The organism is Caenimonas sedimenti, assembly GCF_007833165.1.
Taxonomy (GTDB): Bacteria; Pseudomonadota; Gammaproteobacteria; order Burkholderiales; family Burkholderiaceae_C; genus Ramlibacter; species Ramlibacter sedimenti.
Window position 1 is genome coordinate 113430 of sequence record NZ_VOBQ01000017.1, and the last position, 24395, is coordinate 137824.

Annotated in this window: 26 protein-coding genes; 24 read left to right on the forward strand and 2 right to left on the reverse strand. The window is 67.9% G+C overall.

Annotated features, from left to right (window positions below; translation table 11 throughout):
• Positions 1 to 19: 19 nt before the first annotated feature.
• The 11 genes from plsX (at position 20) to FN976_RS21315 (ending at position 9775) form a co-directional block, all read left to right on the forward strand.
• Positions 20 to 1075, forward strand: coding sequence for a phosphate acyltransferase PlsX (gene plsX / locus FN976_RS21265; RefSeq protein ID WP_145895077.1), 1056 nt, complete (start codon positions 20 to 22; stop codon positions 1073 to 1075).
• The gene (locus FN976_RS21270; RefSeq protein WP_145895078.1) at positions 1072 to 2049 is read left to right on the forward strand and encodes a beta-ketoacyl-ACP synthase III; all 978 of its coding nucleotides are present in this window, start codon (positions 1072 to 1074) and stop codon (positions 2047 to 2049) included. Before plsX ends, FN976_RS21270 begins: the two co-directional genes overlap by 4 nt.
• A gap of 38 nt (positions 2050 to 2087) precedes the next feature.
• Positions 2088 to 3038, forward strand: coding sequence for an ACP S-malonyltransferase (gene fabD, locus FN976_RS21275; protein ID WP_145895079.1), 951 nt, complete (start codon positions 2088 to 2090; stop codon positions 3036 to 3038).
• A complete protein-coding gene (gene fabG, locus FN976_RS21280; RefSeq protein WP_145895080.1) occupies positions 3035 to 3784 on the forward strand; it encodes a 3-oxoacyl-ACP reductase FabG in 750 nt (249 codons plus the stop codon). Before fabD ends, fabG begins: the two co-directional genes overlap by 4 nt.
• A gap of 83 nt (positions 3785 to 3867) precedes the next feature.
• A complete protein-coding gene (gene acpP, locus FN976_RS21285) occupies positions 3868 to 4107 on the forward strand; it encodes an acyl carrier protein (RefSeq protein ID WP_145895081.1) in 240 nt (79 codons plus the stop codon).
• A gap of 7 nt (positions 4108 to 4114) precedes the next feature.
• A complete protein-coding gene (fabF, locus tag FN976_RS21290) occupies positions 4115 to 5359 on the forward strand; it encodes a beta-ketoacyl-ACP synthase II (RefSeq protein WP_145895082.1) in 1245 nt (414 codons plus the stop codon).
• 8 nt (positions 5360 to 5367) lie between these two features.
• Complete coding sequence (locus FN976_RS21295; protein WP_145895083.1) at positions 5368 to 5844, forward strand: hypothetical protein; 477 nt, start codon at positions 5368 to 5370, stop codon at positions 5842 to 5844.
• A complete protein-coding gene (gene rpoE, locus FN976_RS21300) occupies positions 5841 to 6479 on the forward strand; it encodes an RNA polymerase sigma factor RpoE (protein ID WP_145895084.1) in 639 nt (212 codons plus the stop codon). Before FN976_RS21295 ends, rpoE begins: the two co-directional genes overlap by 4 nt.
• A gap of 28 nt (positions 6480 to 6507) precedes the next feature.
• Positions 6508 to 7104, forward strand: a complete 597-nt coding sequence (locus FN976_RS21305; protein WP_145895085.1) for an RseA family anti-sigma factor — start codon at positions 6508 to 6510, stop codon at positions 7102 to 7104.
• A gap of 9 nt (positions 7105 to 7113) precedes the next feature.
• The gene (locus tag FN976_RS21310; RefSeq protein ID WP_145895086.1) at positions 7114 to 8166 is read left to right on the forward strand and encodes a MucB/RseB C-terminal domain-containing protein; all 1053 of its coding nucleotides are present in this window, start codon (positions 7114 to 7116) and stop codon (positions 8164 to 8166) included.
• A 112-nt stretch (positions 8167 to 8278) separates the two neighbouring features.
• Positions 8279 to 9775, forward strand: a complete 1497-nt coding sequence (locus FN976_RS21315; protein WP_145895087.1) for a DegQ family serine endoprotease — start codon at positions 8279 to 8281, stop codon at positions 9773 to 9775.
• Here FN976_RS21315 and FN976_RS21320 read toward each other — a convergent pair.
• Positions 9772 to 10002, reverse strand: coding sequence for a hypothetical protein (locus tag FN976_RS21320; protein ID WP_186511064.1), 231 nt, complete (start codon positions 10000 to 10002; stop codon positions 9772 to 9774). The two genes, FN976_RS21315 and FN976_RS21320, sit on opposite strands and share 4 nt — an antisense overlap.
• A 290-nt stretch (positions 10003 to 10292) precedes the next feature.
• Between FN976_RS21320 and lepA the strand changes: the two genes are divergently transcribed.
• Genes lepA through nagZ form a run of 9 tightly spaced genes read left to right on the forward strand, consistent with a single transcriptional unit; the run spans position 10293 to position 18066 of the window.
• Positions 10293 to 12104 (forward strand): translation elongation factor 4, encoded by a 1812-nt coding sequence (gene lepA / locus FN976_RS21325; protein ID WP_145895089.1) that lies wholly within the window; start codon positions 10293 to 10295, stop codon positions 12102 to 12104.
• Positions 12105 to 12111: 7 nt separating this feature from the next.
• A complete protein-coding gene (gene lepB, locus FN976_RS21330; RefSeq protein WP_145895148.1) occupies positions 12112 to 13080 on the forward strand; it encodes a signal peptidase I in 969 nt (322 codons plus the stop codon).
• A 20-nt stretch (positions 13081 to 13100) separates the two neighbouring features.
• Positions 13101 to 13454: a DUF4845 domain-containing protein gene (locus FN976_RS21335; RefSeq protein WP_145895090.1), complete on the forward strand. Its 354-nt coding sequence runs from the start codon at positions 13101 to 13103 to the stop codon at positions 13452 to 13454.
• 2 nt (positions 13455 to 13456) lie between these two features.
• Positions 13457 to 14137 (forward strand): ribonuclease III, encoded by a 681-nt coding sequence (rnc, locus tag FN976_RS21340; protein ID WP_145895091.1) that lies wholly within the window; start codon positions 13457 to 13459, stop codon positions 14135 to 14137.
• Entirely contained in the window at positions 14134 to 15054 is a 921-nt protein-coding gene (gene era, locus FN976_RS21345; RefSeq protein WP_145895092.1) for a GTPase Era, read from the forward strand. The genes rnc and era overlap by 4 nt, the downstream gene beginning before the upstream one ends.
• 21 nt (positions 15055 to 15075) lie before the next feature.
• Complete coding sequence (recO, locus tag FN976_RS21350) at positions 15076 to 15822, forward strand: DNA repair protein RecO (protein ID WP_145895093.1); 747 nt, start codon at positions 15076 to 15078, stop codon at positions 15820 to 15822.
• Positions 15819 to 16583: a pyridoxine 5'-phosphate synthase gene (locus FN976_RS21355; protein WP_145895094.1), complete on the forward strand. Its 765-nt coding sequence runs from the start codon at positions 15819 to 15821 to the stop codon at positions 16581 to 16583. Before recO ends, FN976_RS21355 begins: the two co-directional genes overlap by 4 nt.
• The gene (acpS, locus tag FN976_RS21360; protein WP_145895095.1) at positions 16580 to 16981 is read left to right on the forward strand and encodes a holo-ACP synthase; all 402 of its coding nucleotides are present in this window, start codon (positions 16580 to 16582) and stop codon (positions 16979 to 16981) included. Before FN976_RS21355 ends, acpS begins: the two co-directional genes overlap by 4 nt.
• Complete coding sequence (gene nagZ / locus FN976_RS21365; protein WP_145895096.1) at positions 16978 to 18066, forward strand: beta-N-acetylhexosaminidase; 1089 nt, start codon at positions 16978 to 16980, stop codon at positions 18064 to 18066. Before acpS ends, nagZ begins: the two co-directional genes overlap by 4 nt.
• 91 nt (positions 18067 to 18157) lie before the next feature.
• Here nagZ and lysS read toward each other — a convergent pair whose 3' ends face one another.
• Positions 18158 to 19678 carry a lysine--tRNA ligase gene (gene lysS, locus FN976_RS21370; RefSeq protein ID WP_145895097.1) on the reverse strand — a complete coding sequence of 507 codons (1521 nt, stop codon included), beginning with the start codon at positions 19676 to 19678 and terminating at the stop codon, positions 18158 to 18160.
• A gap of 92 nt (positions 19679 to 19770) precedes the next feature.
• Between lysS and FN976_RS21375 the strand changes: the two genes are divergently transcribed.
• Genes FN976_RS21375 through asnB form a run of 4 tightly spaced genes read left to right on the forward strand, consistent with a single transcriptional unit; the run spans position 19771 to position 24383 of the window.
• Positions 19771 to 21231, forward strand: coding sequence for a lipid II flippase MurJ (locus FN976_RS21375; RefSeq protein WP_145895098.1), 1461 nt, complete (start codon positions 19771 to 19773; stop codon positions 21229 to 21231).
• A gap of 14 nt (positions 21232 to 21245) precedes the next feature.
• Complete coding sequence (locus tag FN976_RS21380; protein WP_145895099.1) at positions 21246 to 22052, forward strand: aldolase/citrate lyase family protein; 807 nt, start codon at positions 21246 to 21248, stop codon at positions 22050 to 22052.
• An 8-nt stretch (positions 22053 to 22060) separates the two neighbouring features.
• Positions 22061 to 22603 carry a sugar transferase gene (locus tag FN976_RS21385; RefSeq protein ID WP_255440661.1) on the forward strand — a complete coding sequence of 181 codons (543 nt, stop codon included), beginning with the start codon at positions 22061 to 22063 and terminating at the stop codon, positions 22601 to 22603.
• 1 nt (position 22604) lies between these two features.
• Positions 22605 to 24383: an asparagine synthase (glutamine-hydrolyzing) gene (asnB, locus tag FN976_RS21390; RefSeq protein ID WP_145895101.1), complete on the forward strand. Its 1779-nt coding sequence runs from the start codon at positions 22605 to 22607 to the stop codon at positions 24381 to 24383.
• The last annotated feature ends 12 nt before the right edge of the window (positions 24384 to 24395 follow it).

Sequence of the window (24395 nt, forward strand, 5' to 3'; positions counted from 1 at the left end):
TGCAACTACAGTTGAAGCCATGACGACCACTTTGGCTGTCGATTGCATGGGCGGCGACCACGGCCCCCGGGTCACCCTCGTGGCTTGCCGTCAGTTCCTGGACCGCCATCCCGAAGCCCGCTTGCTGCTGGTGGGCGCGCCCGAGCAGCTGGCGGGCCTGCAGCATCCCCGAGCCCGCATCGTTGCCGCCACCGAAGTGGTGGCCATGGACGATGCCGTGGAGGTCGCGTTGCGCAAGAAGAAGGATTCTTCGATGCGCATCGCGATCCAGCAGGTGAAGCAGGGCGATGCCCAGGCGGCCGTCTCGGCCGGCAACACCGGCGCCCTGATGGCGCTGGCGCGCTACCTGTTGAAGACGCTGGACGGCATCGATCGTCCCGCCATTGCCTCACCACTGCCGAATGCCAAGGGCGGCGCTACCACCGTGCTTGACCTCGGAGCCAATGTGGACTGCACGGAGCAGCACTTGCTCCAGTTCGCCGTGATGGGCTCCGCGCTGGTCTCCGCCCTCACGGGCAATCCGACGCCTTCGGTGGGGCTCCTCAACATTGGCGAGGAAGTGATCAAAGGCAGCGAAGTCATCAAGAAAGCGGGCGAATTGCTGCGATCGGCCGGCAATGCCGGCGATCTCAATTTCTTTGGCAACGTCGAGGGCAACGACATTTTCAAGGGAACGGCGGACATCGTCGTGTGTGACGGTTTTGTCGGCAACGTGGCGCTCAAGACCAGCGAAGGCCTGGCTTCGATGATCGGTGGTTTCCTGCGAGAAGAGTTTTCTCGCAATCCGCTGACGAAACTCGCCGCGATCGTGGCCTATCCGATCCTAACTGCCTTTAAAAAGCGTGTCGATTACCGCCGGTACAACGGCGCCGCACTGTTGGGTCTGCGCGGGCTGGTCTTCAAGAGCCACGGTTCGGCCGACGAGTTCGCCTTCGAGCAGGCTTTGAACCGGGCGTATGATGCGGCGCGAAACAACCTGCTGGACCGTGTCGAGGCGCGCATCGCGCACGCCCGTCCGCTGCTGGTGGGCCCCACGGCCGACCCGCAGCCGCTGGAAGCAGCACACATCGAATGAGCAGATATTCCCGCATCACCGGCACCGGCAGCTACCTGCCGCCGCGCCGCGTGACCAACGCCGACCTCGCCGCCGAACTGGCGGCCAACGGCATCGAAACGTCCGATCAGTGGATCATCGAGCGCACCGGCATCCGGGCGCGCCATTTCGCCGCGCCCGAAGTGACCAGCAGCGACCTTGGCGTGCAAGCCGCGCGCCATGCGCTGGAAGCCGCGGGGCGCAAGGCGTCCGACATCGACCTGATCGTGGTGGCGACTTCGACCCCCGACATGGTGTTCCCCTCGGCGGCTTGCATCCTGCAGAACAAGCTGGGCATCGCCGGCTGCGCGGCTTTCGATGTGCAGGCGGTCTGCAGCGGCTTCGTCTATGCCCTGACCGTGGCGGACGCCATGATCCGCACCGGCTCGGCCAGCAAGGCCCTGGTGATCGGGGCCGAAGTCTTCTCGCGCATCCTGGACTTCAAGGACCGCACGACCTGCGTGCTGTTCGGCGACGGCGCCGGCGCGGTCGTGCTGGAAGCTTCGGAGACGCCGGGCATCCTGGCGAGTGACCTGCACGCCGACGGCAAGCATGTCGGCATCCTGTGCGTGCCCGGCCATGTCTCGGGCGGGCAGGTGCTGGGCGACCCGCTGCTCAAGATGGATGGCCAGGCCGTGTTCAAGCTGGCCGTGGGCGTGCTGGAACAGGCCGCGCGCACCACGCTCGCGAAGGCCGGCCGCACCGAAGCCGACATCGACTGGCTGATCCCGCACCAGGCCAACATCCGCATCATGCAGGGCACGGCGAAGAAGCTGAAGCTGCCGCTGGACAAGCTGGTGGTCACGGTCGACGAACACGGGAACACCTCCGCCGCCTCGATCCCGCTGGCGCTCGACGTCGCCGTGCGGTCCGGCAAGGTCAAGCAGGGTGACACCCTCATGCTGGAAGGTGTCGGCGGCGGCTTCACCTGGGGCGCGGTGCTGCTCGACTTCTAGGCCGTCCGGCCGCCCGTCAAATCATCGAGACGTCCCGCATGAAACCGTTCGCCATCGTTTTCCCCGGCCAGGGGTCCCAGTCCGTGGGCATGCTCGACGCATGGGGCGACCATCCGGCCGTCGCCGAAACCATCCAGGAAGCCTCCGCCGCGCTCGGCGAGGACATCGGGCGCCTGATCAAGGAAGGCCCGAAGGAGGCGCTCGCGCTCACGACCAACACCCAGCCCGTGATGCTGGTCGCCGGTGTGGCGGCCTACCGCGCGTGGCGGGCCGAAGGCGGTGCCGAGCCCGCGGCGCTCGGCGGGCACTCGCTCGGCGAATATTCGGCGCTGGTCGCCGCGGGGGCGTTGACCCTGGCCCAGGCGGCGCCGCTGGTGCGCTTCCGGGCGCAGGCGATGCAGGAGGCCGTGCCGGTCGGCACCGGCGCCATGGCCGCCATCCTGGGCATGGACGCCCAGCGCGTGATCGAAGGCTGCGCCGAAGCCGCGCGCACTTTCGGCACCAACAGCGGCGAAGTCGTCGAGGCCGTGAATTTCAACGACCCGGCGCAGACCGTGATCGCGGGCAGCAAGGCGGCGGTCGAGAAAGCCTGCGAGCTGCTGAAGTCCATGGGCGCGAAGCGTGCGCTGCCGCTGCCGGTCTCCGCGCCATTCCATTCCAGCCTGATGAAGCCGGCCGCCGACCGGTTGAAGGAGCGCCTGGCGCAGACGCCCCTGAGCGCACCCGCCATCCCGGTCATCAACAACATCGAGGTCCAGGCGGAAACCAACCCGGACCGCATCCGCGCCGCCTTGTATGAGCAGGCCTTCGGGCCGGTCCGCTGGGTCGAGTGCGTGCGCGCCATCCATGCGCGCGGCATTGACTTGATCGTCGAGTGCGGGCCGGGCAAGGTGCTGGCGGGCATGGCCAGGCGCATCGACCCCGCGTTGACGGGCGTGGGCGTGCATGACCCCGCGTCGCTGGCCGAAGCGAAGGCATTGCTGCAATGAGCACGCAGCCGCTCGCGGCCCAGGCCGCCCTGGTCACCGGCGCATCGCGCGGCATCGGCGCCGCCATCGCCCTGGAGCTCGCTGCGCGCGGGTTCAAGGTGATTGGCACGGCGACGACCGACGACGGCGCCGCACGCATCGGCGCGGCTCTCGCCGCGCATGCCGGCTGCCGCGGCGCCAGGCTCGACGTGAACGACGGTGCCGCGGCCGAGGCGCTTGTCGCCGAATTGGTCAAGGAGCACGGCGGACTGCATGTCCTGGTGAACAACGCGGGAATCACGCGCGACACGCTGGCGATGCGGATGAAGGACGACGACTGGGACGCGGTCCTCGATACCAATCTCAAGGCGGTCTTCCGGCTGAGCCGCGCCGTGATGCGGCCGATGATGAAGCAGCGCTACGGGCGCATCGTGAGCATCACGAGCGTGGTCGGTGCCTCCGGCAACCCCGGGCAGGCCAACTACGCGGCCGCCAAGGCCGGCGTGGCCGGCATGACGCGGGCGCTGGCGCGCGAACTCGGCAGCCGGGGCATCACCGTGAACTGTGTGGCGCCCGGCTTCATCGAAACCGACATGACGGCCGCGCTGCCGGAAGAACAGCAGAAGGCCCTGCTGGGGCAGATCCCGCTGGGCCACCTGGGCAAGACGGCGGACATCGCCCATGCCGTGGCTTACCTGGCGTCGCCGCAGGCCGGTTACGTCACCGGCCAGGAACTGCATGTGAACGGCGGCATGTTCATGGCCTGACGGCACGCCCACCCGGGCACCCCCCGGCCGGACCATCCGGCCGGTCTAAAATCACTGATTCAACACAACCCTCTGAGGGAACCATGAGCGATATCGAAGCACGCGTCAAGAAGATCATCGCCGAGCAGCTCGGCGTGGAGGAGTCCCAGGTCACCAGCGAAAAGTCCTTCGTGGCGGACCTCGGCGCCGACTCGCTGGACACCGTGGAGCTGGTGATGGCCCTCGAAGACGAGTTCGGCATCGAGATTCCCGACGAGGACGCCGAGAAGATCACCACCGTGCAGAACGCGATCGACTACGCGAACGCGCACCAGAAGGCCTGACCCCGAGATGACCCGCCGCCGCGTCGTCGTGACCGGCCTGGGCTGCGTCAGCCCCGTGGGGACCACGGTGGGTGAATCCTGGGCCAACCTTCTCGCCGGGCAATCCGGCATCGCCACGATCACCGCCTTCGACGCGAGCAATTTCGCCTGCAAGTTCGCCGGCGAGGTGAAGGGCTTCGAAATCGGGAAGTACATCGCCGAGAAGGAGGCCCGGCACATGGACCGGTTCATCCACTTCGGGCTGGCGGCTGCCTGCCAGGCGGTGGAAGATTCCGGCTTGCCGCAAGGCGACGCGCTGGACGAGGAATTCGCCGTTCGCATCGGCGTCAACATCGGCTCGGGCATCGGCGGCCTGCCGCTGATCGAAGACACGCACGCCGAACTCGTGAACCGTGGCCCGCGGCGGATCTCGCCCTTCTTCGTGCCGGCCTCGATCATCAACATGATCTCCGGGCACGTTTCCATCAAGTATGGCTTCAAGGGCCCGAACATCGCCGTGGTGACGGCCTGCACCACCGGCCTGCACGCCATTGGCCTGGCCGCGCGCATGATCGAGAGCGGCGATGCCGACGTCATGGTCGCGGGTGGCGCCGAATCGACCGTCTCCCCGCTGGGCATCGGCGGTTTCGCGGCGGCGCGTGCCCTGTCGACCCGCAACGACAGCCCCGAGACCGCTTCGCGTCCGTGGGACAAGGACCGCGACGGCTTCGTGCTCGGCGAAGGCGCGGGTGTCGTGGTGCTCGAGGAGTACGAGGCCGCCAAGGCCCGCGGCGCGAAGATCTACGCGGAAGTCGCCGGGTTCGGCCTGAGCGCCGACGCCTTCCACATGACGGCGCCCAACGTCGACGGCCCCCGCCGTTCCATGGTGGCCGCGTTGCGCAACGCGGGCGTGAACGCCGACCAGATCGACTACGTGAACGCGCACGGCACTTCCACGCCGCTGGGCGACATCAACGAGACCAATGCGATCAAGCTGGCGCTCGGGGACCACGCGAAGAAGACCGTGGTCAATTCCACCAAGTCGATGACGGGGCACCTGCTCGGCGGCGCGGGCGGGATCGAGTCGGTGTTCACGGTGCTGGCGCTGCACCACCAGAAAAGCCCGCCGACCATCAACATCTTCAACCAGGATCCCGAGTGCGACCTGGATTACTGCGCCAACACGGCCCGTGACCTGAAGATTGGCTTCGCCCTGAAGAACAACTTCGGCTTCGGCGGCACCAACGGCACGCTGGTCTTCAAGCGCGTCTGAACCGCGGAATGCACGCCGCCCCATCGGTCCGGTACCCGGTGGCGCGCAGCCGTGCGGCGGGACTTTTCCTGGCCGCTGCCTGGGGCGCCGGCGTGCTGGTGACACTCTGGTGGACCTGGCAGGCGAGTGCGCCGGGTTGGCGCCAGGGTGCCGCCGCCTTGCTGGTCTTGGCAGCGGGCGGGTTCGGCGCGTCGGCCTGGCTGCGCTCCACGCACGGAACCCTTGCCTGGGACGGCGCGCACTGGAGCCTGGAGCGGGCGGGCGGGAGCCCCGACCCGGGCCGCATCGAACCCGGCGCCGACCTGCAATGGCTCCTGCTCGCGCGTTGGCGACCGGAAACGGGTGGCGCGGCCTGGTTGTGGCTGGAGCACCGGCAGGCTCCGCATGCCTGGGACGCGCTGCGCCGTGCGGTATATTCGCGCGCCAGGACCGAGGCGCCGCCAGGGGTGCAATCCGAAAGTCAGCCGCCAGTGTCCTCACCATGACAACGCCACCCCCAGCCGCCCCTGCGCCATCGCCCGGCGACTCCGACCTCGTGCTGGTCGAGCGCACGGTGGCCGGCGACCAGAAGGCGTTCGAGCTGCTGGTGATCAAGTACCAGAAGCGGATCGAGCGCCTGATCGGCCGGATGGTCCGTGATTCCGACCTGGTGGAAGACATCGCCCAGGAGACCTTCATCCGCGCCTACCGGGCGCTCGCCCAGTTCCGCGGCGAGGCCCAGTTCTATACCTGGCTGTACCGGATTGCCGTCAACACAGCCAAAAAGGCCCTCGTCGACCTCAAGCGGGATCCGGTGGTTTCCGAGAGTTCCCTCAAAGGCGGTGATGATGATGACGAAACTTCCGGCGTGGAGAACGAACTAACCTCCGCGGAAACACCCGAAACGGTGCTCGCCGCCAAGGAAATCGCCGCCACGGTCAACTCGGCCATGGAAGCCCTGCCCGATGAACTGCGCCAGGCGGTGACCCTGCGCGAGATCGAGGGCCTGAGCTACGAAGAGATTGCGGAAGTGATGAATTGCCCGATCGGCACGGTGCGCTCACGGATCTTCCGGGCGCGGGAGGCCATCTCGGCCAAGGTGAAGCCCATGCTGGAGAACCAGTCGGGCAAGCGCTGGTAGATAGTAGTAGAGCGGCGAAGGTGATGTGATGGAAAAGATGGACAACCACGAACTGATTTCAGCCCTGGCGGACGGACAACTGCGCGGCGGAGAGCTGGCGCGCGCCGTGGCGCTCGTGGCGGCGGACCGCTCCGGCCGCAGCACCTGGCAGGCCTACCAGACGGTCGGCGAAGTGTTGCGCTCGGGCCAGGCTGCGGCGGGAACGGACACCGAGGCTTTCCTGGCGCGCCTGCAAATGAAGCTGCAGGCCGAAGCCCTGCCGGCCGCGGCGGCCGCCGCCGAGCCCGCGCTGGCAGTTGTGGCGCGGCCGCAGCCGCCCGCGAACGATTGGCTCTGGAAGATGGTGGCCGGCGTCGCGTCGGTCGCCGCCGTTGCGGCCATCGGCTGGAACATGGCGGCTCCCGCGCTCGCGCCTGCCACCCAGCCGCAGCTCGCGGCGGCCCCGGCTCCCGCTGCGGCCACGGCCGCCATCGCGCCGGAGGCCGGCGTGCAGCAGGCCGCAATGATCCGCGACCCGCGCCTCGACCAGTTGCTGGCCGCCCACCGCCAGCTGGGTGGTGCGACCGCCTGGCAATCGACTTCCGGGTTCCTGCGCAACGCGACGTTCGAAGGGCCGGTCCGCTAGGGCCCGAGCATGCCGCACGCAGCCCCTGGACGGACGCTGACCCACTGCCTGCGCGCCTTGCTTGGCGCCTGGGCGGCCACCGCCGTCGGCCTGGCCGCGGCGCAAGCCGTGATGGGCCCCACGGGCGCGCCCACGCGTTCGGTCGAAAAGGAGATCCGGGCCGACAACAAGCCGGAACGCTCGGTGCGTGAATGGCTGGTCCGCATGCATGAAGCCTCGCGGCTGCGCAGCTATGCGGGCACATTCGTCGTCTCGTCGAATTTCGGCGGGATGTCCAGCTCCCGCATCTGGCACGCCTGCGATGGCCAGCAGCAGATGGAGCGGGTCGAGTCGCTCACCGGTGCACCCCGGTCCACGTTCCGCCGCAACAACGAGGTGCTGACCTTCCTGCCGGAAAGCCGGACGGTGCTCACCGACCGGCGCGAATCCTTGGGGCTGTTCCCGGACCTGCTGAAATCCGATGAAACGGCGATCGCCGAGTTCTACTCGGCGCGCCGTACCGGCGGCGACCGCGTCGCCGGTTTCGAGGCGGACGTCGTGCAGCTGGCCCCGAAGGACAACCTGCGTTTCGGCTACCGCATCTGGAGCGAACGCAAGACCGGCCTGGTGGTGAAACTGCAGACGCTCGACCGCGAGGGCAACGTCCTCGAGCAGGCGGCCTTTTCCGAGCTGCAGCTCGACGTGCCGGTGCGCATGGACAAGCTGGCCCAGATGATGAACGTGCCCGAAGGCTGGCGCGTCGAGAAGTCGGATGCCGTCAAGACCACGCCGGCGGCGGAAGGCTGGGCGATGAAGTCGGCGGTGGCGGGCTTCAAGCCGATGAGCTGCTACAAGCGCCCGGCCCAGGGCGTGCTGCAATGGATCTTCTCGGACGGGCTGGCGTCGGTTTCGCTCTTCGTGGAAACCTACGACCCGAAGCGCCATTTCCACGAAAGCGTGGCCGCCAGCGGCGCCACGCACACGCTCACCCGGCGCATGCAGGAGTGGTGGCTGACGGCGGTGGGCGAGGTGCCGCCCGCGACCTTGAAGGCGTTCTCCCTCAGTCTTGAGCGGCGCAAATAAGTCCCCAACTGAAGGGGTGGTCCCGGATCGACGGGTGGTCGGCTGACGCTGAACCAATTCGCCGCGCCGTATTCTCAGCTATATCCCTTTAGAGCTTCTGGAGAGCCTGCACATGTTCCGCATTCAATGGAAACAGCTGCGCAACTACGCCGTGGTCGTGGCCCTGGCCGTGACCGGCACGGCGGCGCTGTGGCAGCACCAGCCCGTGGTGGCGCAATCGGCGCCGCAGCCGCGCTCGCTGCCTGATTTCACCGACCTCGTCGACGCCGTCGGGCCGGCCGTGGTCAACATCCGCACGATGGAGCGCTCCCGTGCGGCCGCCGCCGCACCGGGCCCCGGTGGCGGCCAGATGGACGAGGAGATGCAGGAATTCTTCCGGCGGTTCTTCGGCGTCCCGATGCCGAACGTCCCGCGTGGCGGCCAGCGCCCCAGCCCCCGTGGCGGGGAGGAAGAGACGCCGCGCGGCGTCGGCTCCGGCTTCATCCTCACGCAGGATGGCTTCGTCATGACCAACGCCCACGTGGTGGACGGGGCGGACGAAGTGATCGTCACCCTCACCGACAAGCGCGAATTCAAGGCCAAGCTCATTGGCGCCGACAAGCGCACCGACGTCGCCGTCGTCAAGATCGAGGCGACCGGCCTGCCGGCCGTGAAGCTCGGCGACATCGGCAAGCTGAAGGTCGGGGAATGGGTCATGGCCATCGGCTCGCCGTTCGGCCTGGACAACACCGTGACCGCCGGCATCGTCAGTGCCAAGGGGCGCGACACGGGTGACTACCTGCCGTTCATCCAGACCGACGTGGCCATCAACCCCGGCAACTCCGGCGGCCCGCTGATCAACATGCGCGGCGAGGTGATCGGCATCAACAGCCAGATCTATTCGCGCTCGGGCGGCTTCATGGGCATCTCCTTCGCGATCCCGATCGACGAGGCCACCCGCGTGGCCGAGCAGCTGCGCACGAGCGGCAAGGTCTCGCGCGGCCGCATCGGGGTGCAGATCGACCAGGTCACCCGCGACGTCGCCGAGTCCATCGGCCTGGGCAAGGCGCAGGGTGCGCTGGTGCGCAGTGTCGAGAGCGGCTCCCCCGCGGACAAGGCCGGGGTCGAAGCCGGCGACATCATCACCAAGTTCAACGGCCAGACGATCGACCGCGCGACCGACCTGCCGCGCCTGGTGGGCAACACCAAGGCCGGCAGCAAGGTGAACCTGAGCGTGTTCCGCCGCGGCGGCTCACGCGACCTGGCCATCACCGTGGCGGAGCTGGAGCCCGAGAAGGCGCCGGTGCGCCGCGCGGCCGCGCCCGACGACAAGCCCAAGGCATCGCCCGCCGCCCAGTCGATCGGCCTTGTCGTGAGCGAGCTGACCGAGAGCCAGAAGAAGGAGCTGAAGCTCAAGGGCGGCGTCAAGGTCGACACCGCGACGGAGGGCGCCGCGCGCGCCGGCATCCGGGAGGGCGACATCATCGTCGCCATCGGCAACACCGAAGTGGCGACCGTGCGCGAGTTCGACAACGTCGTCGCCAAGGTGGACAAGGCCAAGCCGATTCCCGTGCTGCTGCGCCGGGGCGAGCTTGCCACCTACCTGCTGATCCGCCCGGCGCGGGGCTAAGCACTTTCAGCGGCAAACGGGCGAAAGCCCCAAGCCCCGAGTGGGGTTTGGGGCTTTTCTTCTGGCCATGGGTCAAAAAAAGACATGGCTTCGAAAAATTTTGTGACCCCCGGAACGCCCAGAATGTTGGCGAACGCTAACTTCAGATCCTGCCCTAACGATGAATTTGGATAGAATCCTGAGCGCTCCCGCATCCATTGCAGCATATCGGCGGCTTCGAGCACCACTATGCGAGATGCCGGAAGCCGGTTCCAGGCGCATCCACAGATCGCCCACATGTTGTCCCCCCAGAGGTCCCCACGTTTTGTTGAAAACCTGTGAATAACGTGCCAGTTGCTCGCCTGCAACGGACCGTGAGCGGGCCCTCTGCGTCTGTACGCCCTGGGCTTTTTGCCTACAATGAAGTTCCAACTATCGCAGTTGCCATAGATTGTTGGTTTAGGGCGCGTCACTTCGAGGGCGCGCCCTTTTTTCTTTGCGCGCGCGTTTGAATTCAATCACTTAGTCTCGCCCCTTGATGAATCACATCAGAAACTTCTCGATCATCGCGCACATCGATCACGGCAAATCCACGCTCGCCGACCGCTTGATCCAGCGTTGCGGCGGACTCTCCGATCGCGAGATGGAAGAGCAGGTTCTCGACTCGATGGATCTGGAAAAAGAGCGTGGGATAACCATCAAGGCGCAGACCGCCGCACTGACCTACAAGGCGCGCGACGGCCAGGTCTACAACCTCAACCTGATCGACACGCCGGGCCACGTGGACTTCTCGTACGAGGTCAGCCGCTCGCTCTCGGCATGCGAGGGCGCGTTGCTGGTGGTCGATGCGAGCCAGGGCGTCGAGGCGCAGACGGTCGCCAACTGCTACACCGCGCTCGACCTCGGCGTGACGGTCGTGCCGGTCCTGAACAAGATGGACCTGCCGCAGGCCGACCCGGAGAACGCGAAGTTCGAGATCGAGGACGTGATCGGGATCGACGCGGCCGACGCCATCCCGTGTTCGGCCAAGACCGGCATGGGCATCGACGAGATTCTCGAAGCCGTCGTCGCGCGCATCCCGGCGCCCAAGGGCAACCCGGCGGGTCCGTTGCGCGCCATGATCGTGGACAGCTGGTTCGACACCTATGTGGGCGTCGTCATGCTGGTGCGCGTGGTCGACGGCCGCCTGGCCAAGGGCGACCGCTTCAAGATGATGGCCACCGGCACCAGCTACAACGCCGACAACCTGGGCGTCTTCACGCCGGCCAACGCGCCGCGCGAGGCGCTGGAGGCGGGCGAGGTGGGCTACATCATCGCCGGCATCAAGGAACTCCAGGCGGCCAAGGTCGGCGACACCATCACGCTCATCAAGCCCGGCACCGGCGGCGCGGCCTTCACGGCCACCGAGCCGCTCCCCGGCTTCAAGGAAATCCAGCCGCAGGTCTTCGCCGGGCTGTATCCGACCGAGGCGAACCAGTACGACTCACTGCGCGACGCGCTGGAAAAGCTCAAGCTCAACGACTCGTCCCTGCACTACGAACCCGAGGTCTCCCAGGCACTGGGCTTCGGCTTCCGCTGCGGTTTCCTCGGCCTGCTGCACATGGAGATCGTGCAGGAACGGCTGGAGCGCGAGTTCGACCAGGACCTGATCACCACCGCCCCGAGCGTCGTGTACCAGGTGGTCAAGGGCGACGGCGAGATCCTGATGGTCGAGAACCCCTCGCGCATCCCCGACCAGGGCAAGCTGCAGGAAATCCGCGAGCCCATCGTGACGGTGCATCTCTATATGCCGCAGGAGTACGTGGGGCCAGTCATGACGCTGGCGAACCAGAAGCGCGGCGTCCAGCTGAACATGGCCTACCACGGCAAGCAGGTCATGCTCACCTATGAGCTGCCGCTCGGCGAGATCGTCCTGGACTTCTTCGACAAGCTGAAGTCGGTGAGCCGGGGCTACGCCTCCATGGACTACGAGTTCAAGGAGTACCGCGCCTCCGACGTGGTCAAGGTCGACATCCTGCTCAACGGCGAGAAGGTCGACGCCCTCTCCATCATCGTCCACCGCAGCCAGTCGCAATACCGGGGCCGGGCCGTGGTGTCCAAGATGCGGGAGATCATCAGCCGGCAGATGTTCGACGTCGCCATCCAGGCCGCCATCGGGGCCAACGTGATCGCCCGCGAGACCATCAAGGCGCTGCGCAAGAACGTGCTGGCAAAATGCTACGGCGGCGACATCACCCGCAAGCGCAAGCTCCTCGAAAAACAAAAAGCAGGCAAGAAACGCATGAAGCAGATCGGCACCGTCGAAGTCCCGCAGGAAGCGTTCCTGGCCATCCTCCAGGTCGAGGAATGACCCGATGATGCAGTTCGTCACCGCCGCCGTCCTCGCGGCCTTCGCCGGCTATGCGGGTGCCTGGTACTTCGAGATGGTGGAGGGCAACTTCGCCCTCCTGCTGTTCCTGGCGACCGTGGTCACCGGCGTGTACTGGGTCGCCGAGCGCCTGTGGTTCCTGCCGCAGCGCCGCCGGCAGGCGCAAGCGCTGGAAGCCCGCCACGAGGAGCGCACCGCGGCGCTCGCGGCGCAGGGCATCAAGACCACCGCCGACGCCGATGTGGCCGAGGAGCGCCAGCGCATCCTGATGCAGCCCTGGTGGCTGGACTGGACGGCCGGCCTGTTCCCCGTGATCATCGCCGTGTTCGTCCTGCGCTCGTTCCTGTTCGAGCCATTCAAGATCCCCTCGGGCTCGATGATCCCGACCCTGCTGGTCGGCGACCTGATCCTGGTCAACAAGTTCACCTACGGCCTGCGGCTGCCGGTGCTGCACACCCGCCTCACCGGCGGCACCCCGCCGGCGCGCGGCGATGTCATGGTGTTCCGCTACCCCCCGAAGCCGAGCCTGGACTACATCAAGCGGGTGGTCGGCATCCCGGGCGACCAGGTGGCGTACTTGAACAAGCGCCTGACCATCAACGGGGTGCCGGTGCCCACGACGCAGCTGCCGGAATACTTCGACCAGGACGCGATGCGCTATTTCAAGCATTTCGAGGAAAGCCTGGGCGAGCGCAAGCACCGCCTGCTGACCGACGATGAGCGCCCGGCCTTCATTCCCGGCACGGAGGACTTTCCTTTCAAGGGGAATTGCCGCTACAGTGTCGAGGGGGTCGTTTGCAAGGTGCCGGAGGGGCAGTATTTCGTGATGGGCGACAACCGCGACAACTCGCTCGACTCCCGCTATTGGGGGTTCGTGCCGGATCGCAACATCGTCGGCAAGGCGTTCCTGATCTGGATGAACTTCGGCAACCTGAAACGCATCGGCGCATTCAACTAAGCATTTCTGAGGACGGGACCATGGCAGGCAAATCGAATCAAAGGGGTTTCTCTTTCCTTTTCACGCTGATCTTCGTGGCGCTGATCGCCTGGCTGGGGCTGGTCGTCGCGCAGGTGTTCCCCACCTACCTGGAGTACACGGGGGCGGTGAAGGCCATTCACAAGGCGAAGGAGGGCGCGACCGTCCAGGATGTGAAGAACATCTTCGACAAGGCCGCGCAGATCGACGACATCCGCTCGATCACAGGCAAGGACCTGACGATCACCAAGGCGGGCGACAAGGTGGTCGTGGCGTTCGCGTACAACAAGGAAATCCACATGTTCGGCCCGGCCTACGTGCTCATGAAGTACACGGGCAACACGCTCAACAACTAGCCGTGGACGCGTTGGCGGCGCTGCAGGCCCGCTTGCAGCACGCGTTTCGCGACCCGTCGCTGCTGGCCCGGGCGCTCACCCACCGCAGTTTCTCGGCCGAACACAACGAACGCCTCGAGTTCCTCGGGGATTCGGTGCTGAACCTCGCTGTTGCAGCGCTCCTGTACGAGCGTCTGCGCGACATGCCCGAAGGCGACCTGTCGCGGGTGCGGGCCAACCTGGTGAAGCAGGAGACGTTGCACGGCCTGGCCGTCGAGCTCGGCTTGCCCGCGGTGCTGCAGCTCGGCGAGGGCGAGTCGCGCTCCGGGGGGCATCGCCGGCCATCGATCCTGGCCGATACCCTGGAAGCCATCATCGGGGCGGTCCACCTCGACGCCGGCTATCCGGCGGCCGAGGCGCTGGTCCACCGCCTGTTCCAGTCCGTGGCCATCACGCCGCAGATGCCGGCCATCGCCAAGGACCCCAAGACCGAATTGCAGGAATGGCTGCAGGGCCGCAAGATGAAGCTCCCTGCCTACCGCATCGCCGCCACGCTGGGCGCGGCGCACAAGCAGACTTTCGACGTAGAGTGCGAGGTGGCCGAGTTGGGAATGTCCGTCCGCGGCATCGGTGCATCGCGCCGCGCCGGTGAACAGGCCGCCGCGGCCGCTATGCTCATGGCTTTGAAGGCCAAGGGAAAGTGAAAGATCACCCACCGCCGGACACCCCCCAGCGCTGCGGCCTGGTGGCCATCGTGGGCAAGCCCAACGTCGGCAAGTCGACCCTGCTCAACGCCCTGGTCGGCCAGAAGATCAGCATCACCTCGCGCAAGGCGCAGACCACGCGCCACCGCATCACGGGTGTGCGCACCGAGGGTGTCACGCAGTTCGTCTTCGTCGACACGCCGGGGTTCCAGACCAAGCACTCGTCCGCCCTGAACCGCTCGCTGAACAAGACGGTGACCGGCGTCATCAGCGACGTCGACGTGGTGCTGTTCGTGGTGGAAGCAGGCAACTTCGCGGTGGCGGATGCGAAAGTGCTGTCGCTGCTGAAGCCGGGCATCCCGGCGCTGCTCGTGGCCAACAAGCTCGACCAGGTGAACCGGCGCGCCGAACTGGCCCCATGGCTGCAGGAAATGCAGCAACGCCATGAATTCGCCGAACTGATCCCGCTCTCGGCCAAGGCGCCCAAGGACGTCGAGCACCTGCTCAAGGTGTGCGAGAAGTACCTGCCCGAGCAGCCCTGGTGGTACGGCGCCGACGAGCTCACGGACCGCAGCGAGAAATTCCTGGCCAGCGAGATGGTGCGCGAGAAGCTGTTCCGCTTCACCGGCGACGAATTGCCTTACACCTCGACGGTGATCATCGACAAGTTCGAGGAAGAGCCCAGCCCCAAGCATGGTCGCCTGGTCAAGATCGCCGCGACCATCGTGGTGGAGCGCGATGGCCACAAGGCCATGGTCATCGGCGACGGCGGCGAGCGCCTGAAGCGCATCGGCACCGAGGCCCGCATGGAGCTCGAGAAGTTGATGGAAGCCAAGGTGTTCCTGCAGCTCTGGGTGAAGGTGCGCTCCGGCTGGGCCGACGATGAAGCGCGGGTGCGCAGCTTCGGCTACGAGTAAGCGTCTTTTCAGGCGGCCGACGTGACACGCATTGCCGACGAGCCGGCCTTCGTGGTGCACCGCTATGACTGGAGCGAGTCCAGCCTCATCCTCGAACTGCTGACCCGCCACTTCGGCCGCGTGGCCGTGGTGGCCAAGGGCGCCAAGCGGCCAAGCTCGAATTTCCGGCCCATCCTCCTGCCGCTGCAGTTGCTGCACGTGGCTTTCGGGGGCGACGGGGAGATCCGCACCCTGCGCGCCGCCGAATGGATGGGCGGGCAGGTGATGCCCACCGGCGATGCCCTGCTGTCGGGCTACTACCTCAACGAGCTGATGCTGCGCCTGCTCGCGCGCGACGACCCGCATCCCGCGCTGTTCGACGCCTATGCCGCGACCGTGAGCGTGCTGGCCGGCGAGGACGCGGCCGCCCTGCAACCGGCGCTGCGTGCTTTCGAACTGCTGCTGCTGCGCGAAATCGGACTCCTGCCGACGCTGGATGCGCAGACGGCGACGCTGGCGCCACTGGAGCCGCGGGCGCGCTACGGCCTGCGGCCCGAGGCGGGGCTGGTCGAGGCGGCGGATGACGACCGGGCCGCCTTGCCCGGTGCGCAGTGGCAGGCGCTGCAGGTCGCGCTCGATGCCCCGGCCTCTTACACGGCCGTCCGTGCGGAGGCCGCGAAGCCGTCGGCCGCCGATCTGAAGCCCCAGCTGCGCGCGCTGCTGCACTACCATTGCGGCGTCACGACGCTGCGTACCCGCCAGCTGATGATCGACCTGCAAGGCCTATGAGCGCCCACAAGACAGCCCTTTCCGTCAACCTGAACAAGGTGGCCCTGGTGCGCAACACGCGGCACCTGGGGATTCCCAGCGTGCTGAAAGCGGCCACGCTGTGCCTGCAGGCCGGTGCGCAAGGCATCACCGTGCATCCGCGGCCGGACGGCCGGCACATCCGCGCCGACGATGTCCGGGGGCTCCACGAACTGTTGAAGTCCTGGCCCCAGGTGGAGTTCAACATCGAAGGCAACCCGTTCCACAACTTGATGCCGTTCCTCTCGGAGACCCGGCCGCACCAGGTGACTTTCGTGCCGGACAGCGAAGGGCAAGCCACCAGTGACCACGGCTGGGACCTGGCGGCCGACGCGGAACGGGTGCGTCCGCTGGTCGCGCAGGCCAAGGCCCTGGGCGTGCGCGTCAGCCTGTTCATGGACCCGGACCCCGAAGCCATGCCGCTGGCCAGGGCGGTCGGTGCGGATCGCATCGAGCTCTACACCGAGCCGTATGCCCAGGCCTGGGGCACCTCCGATCAGGCCGCCGTGCTGCAACGCTTCGCCGCCGCCGCGCGCGCGGCCGTTGCTGCGGGGCTGGAGGTGAACGCCGGCCACGACCTGAACCGTGACAACCTGAGCGATTTCCTGCGCGCCGTGCCGCAAGTGCGTGAAGTGTCGATCGGTCACGCACTGATCTCTGACGCGCTGGAACTGGGCTACACCGCGACGGTGCGCGAGTACCTGGCGGCGATCGCCCGCGCCCACGCTGCGCCGGCGCCGTGATCTACGGCATCGGCACCGACATCTGCGACGTGCGGCGCATCCGTGCGTCGCTCGACAAGCACGGCGAGCGCTTCGCCCGCAAGATCCTGAGCGAGGCCGAACTCGCGACCTGGCGCGCCCGTAGCGCGCGTTGGCCGGAGCGCGGCGTACGCTACCTGGCCACGCGCTTCTCCGCCAAGGAAGCGTTCAGCAAGGCCATCGGCATGGGCATGCGCATGCCGATGACCTGGCGGCTGTGCGAAGTCGGCAAGCTGCCCTCGGGCCAGCCGGTGCTGGTGCTGCACGGGGTCCTGCGCGAATGGTTCGAAGGCCGCGGCCTGTCGGCGCACGTGACCGTCACCGATGAAACCGACTACGCGGCAAGCTTCGTGGTCGTGGAAAGGAAGGATTCCCCATGAGTGAACATGCCCCCGTGGTGATCGACGTCGCCGGCCTTGCATTGAGCGACGCCGACCGGCGCCGGCTCGCCCATCCGCTGGTCGGCGGCCTGATCCTGTTCGGGCGCAACTGGCGTGACCGCGAGCAGCTCGGCGCCTTGTGCGCCGAGATCAAGTCCGTGCGCGATGACCTCCTGATCGCCGTCGACCACGAGGGCGGGCGGGTGCAGCGCTTCCGCACCGATGGCTTCACGCACCTGCCGCCGATGCGTGCGTTCGGCGAACTCTGGATGCGCTCCGTCAAGGGGCCCGAGGGCGCTGGCGCGATGCTGGCGCAGGAAGCGGCCACCGCCGCCGGCTACGTGCTGGGCGCGGAGCTGCGCGCGTGCGGCGTCGACTTCAGTTTCACGCCCGTGCTCGACCTCGACTGGGGCCCGAGCCAGGTGATCGGCGACCGCGCGTTCCATCGTGACCCGCGTGTCGTCGCCGTGCTGGCGCGTGCCCTGATGCACGGCTTGCTGCAAGCGGGCATGGCCAATTGCGGCAAGCACTTTCCGGGGCATGGGCACGTCAAGGCCGATTCGCACCTGGAGATCCCGGTCGACCACCGGAGCCTGCGCGCGCTGCTGGGTGATGACGGCCTGCCCTACGAGTGGCTGGGCACGGTGCTCACCTCCGTGATGCCGGCGCATGTGGTCTATCCGAAGGTCGACAGCCGGCCCGCCGGTTTTTCCAGCCGCTGGCTCGAGGACATCCTGCGCGGGCAGCTGCGGTTCCAGGGTGCGATCTTCAGCGACGACCTGAGCATGGCCGGGGCCCGCAAGATCGAGGGCCGCGGCGTCAGCTACACGGAAGCGGCCGTCGCCGCGCTGGCCGCCGGCTGCGACATGGTGCTGCTGTGCAACGAGTCGGTGAACAGCCCCGAAGGCGCGGCCATCGACGAATTGCTGGACGGCTTGCAGGCGGCGCAACGCGCGGGCAGTTGGCGGGCGCGGGAAGCGAGCGAGCAGCGGCGTTTGGCGCTGCTGCCGGTGTCGGCGGCGCCCTCATGGGATGCCCTCATGTCCGAGCCGCGCTACATGCACGCGCTCGAGCTCTTGCCCTGAGATCCTCTCGTAGGGTGGGGATGAGCCCGCAGGCGAACCCCAGCTTCGCGCCCCGCTGCTGGGGTTCGCCTGCGGGCTCACCCCAGCCTACTCACGATTCTCGTCGCAAAGCCGGGAACAGGATCACGTCGCGGATGCTCGGGCTGTCGGTCAGCAGCATCATCAGCCGGTCGATGCCGATGCCGCACCCTCCGGCCGGCGGCATGCCATATTCCAGCGCCCGCACGAAGTCGTGGTCGAAGAACATGGCTTCGTCGTCGCCGGATTCCTTGGCGTTCACCTGGGCGGCGAAGCGCGCCGCCTGGTCTTCCGCGTCGTTCAGCTCGGAGAAACCGTTGGCCATCTCGCGGCCGGTGATGTAGAGCTCGAAGCGCTCGGTCACCTCCGGCCGTTCGTCGTTGGCGCGCGCCAGCGGCGAGATCTCGGTGGGGTGCTCCATGATGAAGGTCGGCTGCCACAGCTCGCTCTCCACCTTCTCCTCGAAGTACAGCACCTGCAGGCTGGCGAGGGTCCGGCCGGCCAGGCGATGCTTCTCTTCGGTGAGGCCCAGCTTGCGCAGCTGCTGCACCAGCCAGTCGCGGTTGTCCACGTTCTCGCCGGCCTCGCTGTGCTTCACGATGGCTTCGCGGATCGTCAGGCGCGCGAACGGCTGCGACAGATCCACCGGCTTGCCGCCGTAACCGAGCTTCAAGGTACCCACCGACTTCTGCGCCGTGTCGCGCAGCAGGGCCTCGGTGAAGTCCATCAGGTCGCGGTAGTTCCAGTAAGCCGCGTAGAACTCCATCATCGTGAACTCGGGGTTGTGGCGCACCGAGATGCCTTCGTTGCGGAAGTTCCGGTTGATCTCGAACACCCGCTCGAAGCCGCCGACCAGCAGGCGCTTCAGGTACAGCTCCGGCGCGATGCGCAGGAACATCTCCTGCTCCAGCGCGTTGTGGTGCGTGACGAAGGGCCGCGCGTTGGCCCCGCCCGGGATCGGATGGAGCATCGGCGTTTCCACTTCCAGGAAGTAGTGGTCCACCATGAACTCCCGGATGCCCGAGATCGCCTTGCTGCGGGCGACGAAGCGCTTGCGGGCCTCCTCGTCCATCATCAGGTCGACATAGCGCTGCCGGTACTTCACCTCCTGGTCGGCCACGCCGTGGAACTTGTCGGGCATGGGCCGCAGGCTCTTGGTCAGCAGGCGGATGGAAGTCAGGTGCAGCGACAGTTCGCCGGTGCGCGTCTTGAAGACCTTGCCCTCGGCGCCGATGATGTCGCCGAGGTCCCAATGCTTGAAGGCGGCATAGACCTCTTCGCCCACGCTGTCGCGCGTCACGTAGACCTGGATGCGGCCGCTCTGGTCCTGCAGCGTCGCGAAGCTCGCCTTGCCCATCACCCGCTTGAGCATCATGCGGCCGGCCACGCGCGCCGTCGCGCCTTCGGCTTCCAGTTCCTCGGCCGACTTGTCGCCATGCAGGCGGTGGAGGGCGCTGGCGTGGTCGCCCTGGCGGAAATCGTTCGGGAATGCCGGGCCGCCCGCCTGGCGCAAGGCTTTCAGCTTTTCGCGGCGCTCCGCGATCAGCTGGTTTTCATCGATGGGCGGCGGGGGCGGAGTGTTGGAATCGGACATGAGGGCGGCGCGGCGTGGCGCCTGGGCAAGGGCGAAACCCGCCATTCTAGGTTTTGCGGTCGGCGCGTGCCCCCGACCGGATAATCGCCGCCATGTTCCTGCGCGCCGGCATGGTGTCCCTGATCTTCCTGCTGGCGAGCCGCGTGCTGGGGTTGCTGCGCGAATCCGGGCTCGCCGGCGCCTTTGGCGCGACCGCCGCCGGGGACCTGGCGGTGCTGATGCTGTCACTGCCCGACTGGGTGGCGGGGGTGCTCGCGAGTGGCGCACTGGCTTATGTGCTGCTGCCGGCCTGGGCGCGGCACGCGCCGGCGCAAGTGGCCGCCGCGCAGCGCAGGGTGGCCCTGCGTCTGCTCGCGGCGGGCCTCGCGCTGGCGGTGGCCGCCGTCTTGCTGCAAGGCGCCGTGTTGCGTGCACTGGTGCCTGGCTTGCCAGCGGACTTGCAGGCGGAAGGCCGCCAGGCGCTATTCTGGAATGCGCTGGCGATCCCGCCGGCGCTGCTTGCCGCGCTGTGGGCAACCCGACTGCAGCACGAGAAGGACTTCGCCGGCCTCTACGGCGGCAACATCGCCTTCAATCTCGTCATCGTCGCAGCGCTGGCGGGCCTGGCGGCCACGGCTGGCGGAAATGCCACGATGGCGATCCTCGGCCTGGGCATCGCCCTGCTCGCGGCGATGGGCGCGCGCGCCGCCTGGCAACTCCTGCGATTGCGCCGCTTTCGTGCCGCGGCGGTGTCACCACCGATCCCCTCAGTGCCATTGCCGTCCTTCCCGCTCTGGGCCTGGGCGATCGCCAGCGCCGGCTTGCCGCTCGCACTGCCTTTCGTGGCCCGTTCGCTCGCTTCGCATGAAGGCGCCGGGGCCCTGGCGACGTTCAACTACGCCTGGAAGCTGGTGGAACTGCCGCTGCTGCTGGCCGTGCAACTGGTGGCGACTCTCGCGTTGGGCCCGATCGCCCAAGCCTGGTCCACGGTGCCACCGGCCCCTGACGCAGCTGCCGTGGTCCGGCGCGCCCTGGCGCTGGCCTGGACGCTCGCCTGCGCCAGCGCGGCGGGCATTGCCGTGGCGGCGCCGGCCTTGGCGCAGCTCCTCTTCGGCTGGGGCCGGATGGATGAGGCCGCCCTGGCGCACATGGCGGCCTGGGCACGCATTGGCTCCTGGGGCCTGCTCCCCCAGGCACTGACAGCGGTCGGCCTCGCGGTGCTCGCCGCCCAATCGCGCATGCGCGCCGCGGCGTTGGCCCATGCGGTGGCGCTGGGTTTGCTGCTGCTGGGCGGGGCGCACGATGGCGCGGGCCTGATGCTCTGGCTCAATGCCCTGTCCGCGGGGATCAGCCTGGCCGTGCTGGCCGCCGCCGGCCGGGCGGTCTTCACATGGCTGCCCTGGCGCGCGCTCGCTTCCGCAGGTGGGGTGCTGCTGCTGGTGCACCTCGCCGTGAGCGCCGCATGGCTCAGCGGCGTACCGGCTCAGCTTGCCGCCGGTGCTGCGGCGGCCGCCGCCGTGCTGCTCGCCGCCTGGGCCGCGAGTCCGGATGTGCGCATGGCCCTGCGGCGATAATCGTCGGCTTGGCCATGATTGAACTGATCAGGATCACCAACGATCCAGCGGTGGCCCAGCGTTGCGACGCCTTGGGTGGCTTCCGCCTGCTCGTCGACCTCGAACGCACGGGCAAGGCCGAACGCCAGGCCGGCATGAACAGCTTCATCAGCGAACACACGGTGGACGACATCCCGGTCATCAAGGCCGTGTTGCGCCACTCGCGGCTCATGGTCCGCGTGAACCCCTTGCACGCCGCGAGCGGCGACGAGCTCGACGCCGTGCTCGCGCACCGCCCGGACTGCGTCATGCTGCCCATGTTCACGAGTGCATCGCAGATGCGCGAGTTCTCGTCGCTGATGGCCGGCCGGGTCCCCATCGTGGCCTTGCTGGAAACCGCGGGCGCGCTGGACTCCATGGAGGACTGGCTGGGCACGCCGGGGTTGCAGGAAGTGTTCGTCGGCCTCAACGACCTGCATCTTTCCCTGGGCCAGCGCTTCATGTTCGAACCCCTCGCGGACGGCCGGGTCGAGCGCGTCGCCCAGGCCGTCCACCGGCGCGGGCTGCGCTTCGGCTTCGGGGGGATCGCGCGCATGTGCGATGGCCTGCTGCCCGGGCGCGAAGTGCTGGGCGAGCATGTGCGGCTGCGCTCCGGCGCGGTCATCATCTCGCGCAAGTTCGTGCGTGGCGTCTCGGAGGCCGGCTTCGAAGAGGCGGTGGCGGACCTGCGGGCGGAAGAGGCGCGCCTGCACCGGCGGACACCGGCCGAGGCGCACAAGGATGCCGAGCGTCTGGTCGCACGCGTCCGCGAGATCGTGACGGACCTCGCCGCCGCGGGATGAAACGCGCCATGGACCTGGCGTTGTCGCTGCTGGCGCTCGTGGTGTTGTCGCCCCTGCTGGCGGCGGTGGCTGCGGCGGTGGCGTTCGAAAGCGGCCGGCCGGTCCTGTTTCGCCAGGTGCGGGTCGGCCGCAACGGACGCGAGTTCGGCCTCTACAAGTTCCGCAGCATGGTGCGCGGCGCCGATCGCCTGGGCAACTGGCACACCGCCCAGGATGACCCGCGCGTGACACGCATCGGCCGGTTCATCCGGCGCACCAGCCTGGACGAACTGCCGCAGCTGGTGAACGTGCTGCGCGGCGACATGAGCCTCGTCGGGCCGCGCCCGGACGTCCCTGCCCAGCGCGCGCTGTACGCACCGGAAGATTGGGCGCTGCGCTGCTCGGTACGCCCCGGCATCACCGGGCTCGCCCAGGCCCTGATGCGCTCGGAGGCGACGCCCGAGCAACGGCTCGCCCTCGACCTGCAGTACGCGCGTGAACACGGGGTGCGGATGGACATGCGCATCCTCTTCCTCACGGTCGCCCGGCTGAGCGGCAAGGGCGGCAACTAGCATGTGCGGCATCTTCGGCTTCTGGGATCGCCGGCGGCAGCCGCTCGCCCCGGATCTGTTCGCCGCGATGGGCGAGCGCCTGCGCCATCGCGGCCCGGACGACCATGGTGTGCACCTGGACCAGCGGCGCGGGGTGGGACTCGGCAACCGCCGCCTTTCCATCATCGACCTGGCGGGCGGGCACCAGCCCTTCGTCTCCGACGACGGCCAGGTCGCCGTGGTGCAGAACGGCGAGATCTTCAACTACATCGAACTCGCAGCCGAACTGCGGGCCCAGGGCGTCCACCTGCGGACGGGCTCCGATACCGAAGTGATCTTGCGGCTCTACGAGCGCGAGGGCATCACCTGCCTGGCACGCCTGAATGGCATGTTCGCGATCGCCATCGATGACGCGCGCATCGATGCGCTCTATCTCGCGCGCGACCGCATCGGCGTCAAGCCGCTGTTCTTCCATGACACCGGCGGGCGCATGCTGTTCGGCTCGGAGCCCAAGGCCCTGCTCGCGGCGGGCGTGCAGCGCCTGGCCGACCTGGAAGCGCTGCACCACTACCTCACCTTCAACTACGTGCCGGCGCCGTGGACCATCTGGCGCGGCATGCGCCACGTGATGCCCGGGACCTGGATGAAGTTCACCCGCACGGGCACCGAGACCCGCCGCTGGTGGAGCCTGGCGGACCAGCGGGAGCGGGACCACGATTTCGGCGCCTGGGCGGACGAATTCCTGGCGATCCTCGACGATGCGACGCGCATCCGCCTGCGCGCCGACGTACCCTGGGGCGCCTTCCTCTCCGGCGGCGTCGACTCCAGCACCATCGTGGCCCTGATGGCGCGCCACGTCGACCGGCCGGTGAAGACGTTCTGCATCGGCTTCCGCGACCCCCGCTTCGACGAATCGCAGCACGCCGAAGCCGCGGCACGCCGCTTCGGCTGCGACCACACGACGGAGTTCGCGGAGCCCCACATGCTGGACCGGTGGGCGGAAGTCATCCACCACCTCGACCAGCCCCATGGCGACGCATCCTTCATGCCGACGCTGCGCGTGAGCGAGCTCGCCGCGAAACACGTGAAAGTCGTGCTCACCGGCGACGGCGGCGACGAGCTCTTCGCCGGCTACGACAAGTACGCCGACTACTTCGGGCGGCCGGGCTGGGAGGCGCTGCCCGACGAGTCGTTCCGGCGCGGCTACTTCGATTCCATCTCGCTCTTTCCGCGCGATGCGCAGCTGCGGCTGCTGCAGCCCGCGCAACGCGCGCAGGTGGCGCAGATGGACAGTTTCGCCACGGCGGCCCGGCCCTGGTTCGAGGAGGCCGCCCACTTCGACCGCATCAACCAGGCGCTGTACCTCGACATGCAGTTGCTGCTCTCCGGCAACAACCTGGTCAAGCCGGACCGCATGGGCATGGCGGTCTCGATCGAGGCACGGACGCCCTTCCTGGACTACCGGATGATGGAGTTCGCCTTCCGGTCGCGCGGCGCCACCAAGCTGCAGGCAGGCGACAAGAAGCACTGGTTCAAGCGCGCCGTCACCCCGCTGATCGGCGAGGAACTCGCGCTGCGCAAGAAGCAGATGTTCACGGTGCCCGTGGGCGAATGGTTCAAGGGTGACGGCGTGGCCTGGCTGCGCAAGCTGCTGGCGGAAAGCGAATACCTCCGCGGCACGCTGGATGCCGGTGAGGTGACCCGCCTGGTCGAACAGCACCACGGCGGCCAGGCCAACCACACCCGAGAGCTGCGTGCATTGGCGGCGCTGGCGTTGTGGGCCGGCGAGGCGGGACTGTGACGCCGCCACGCC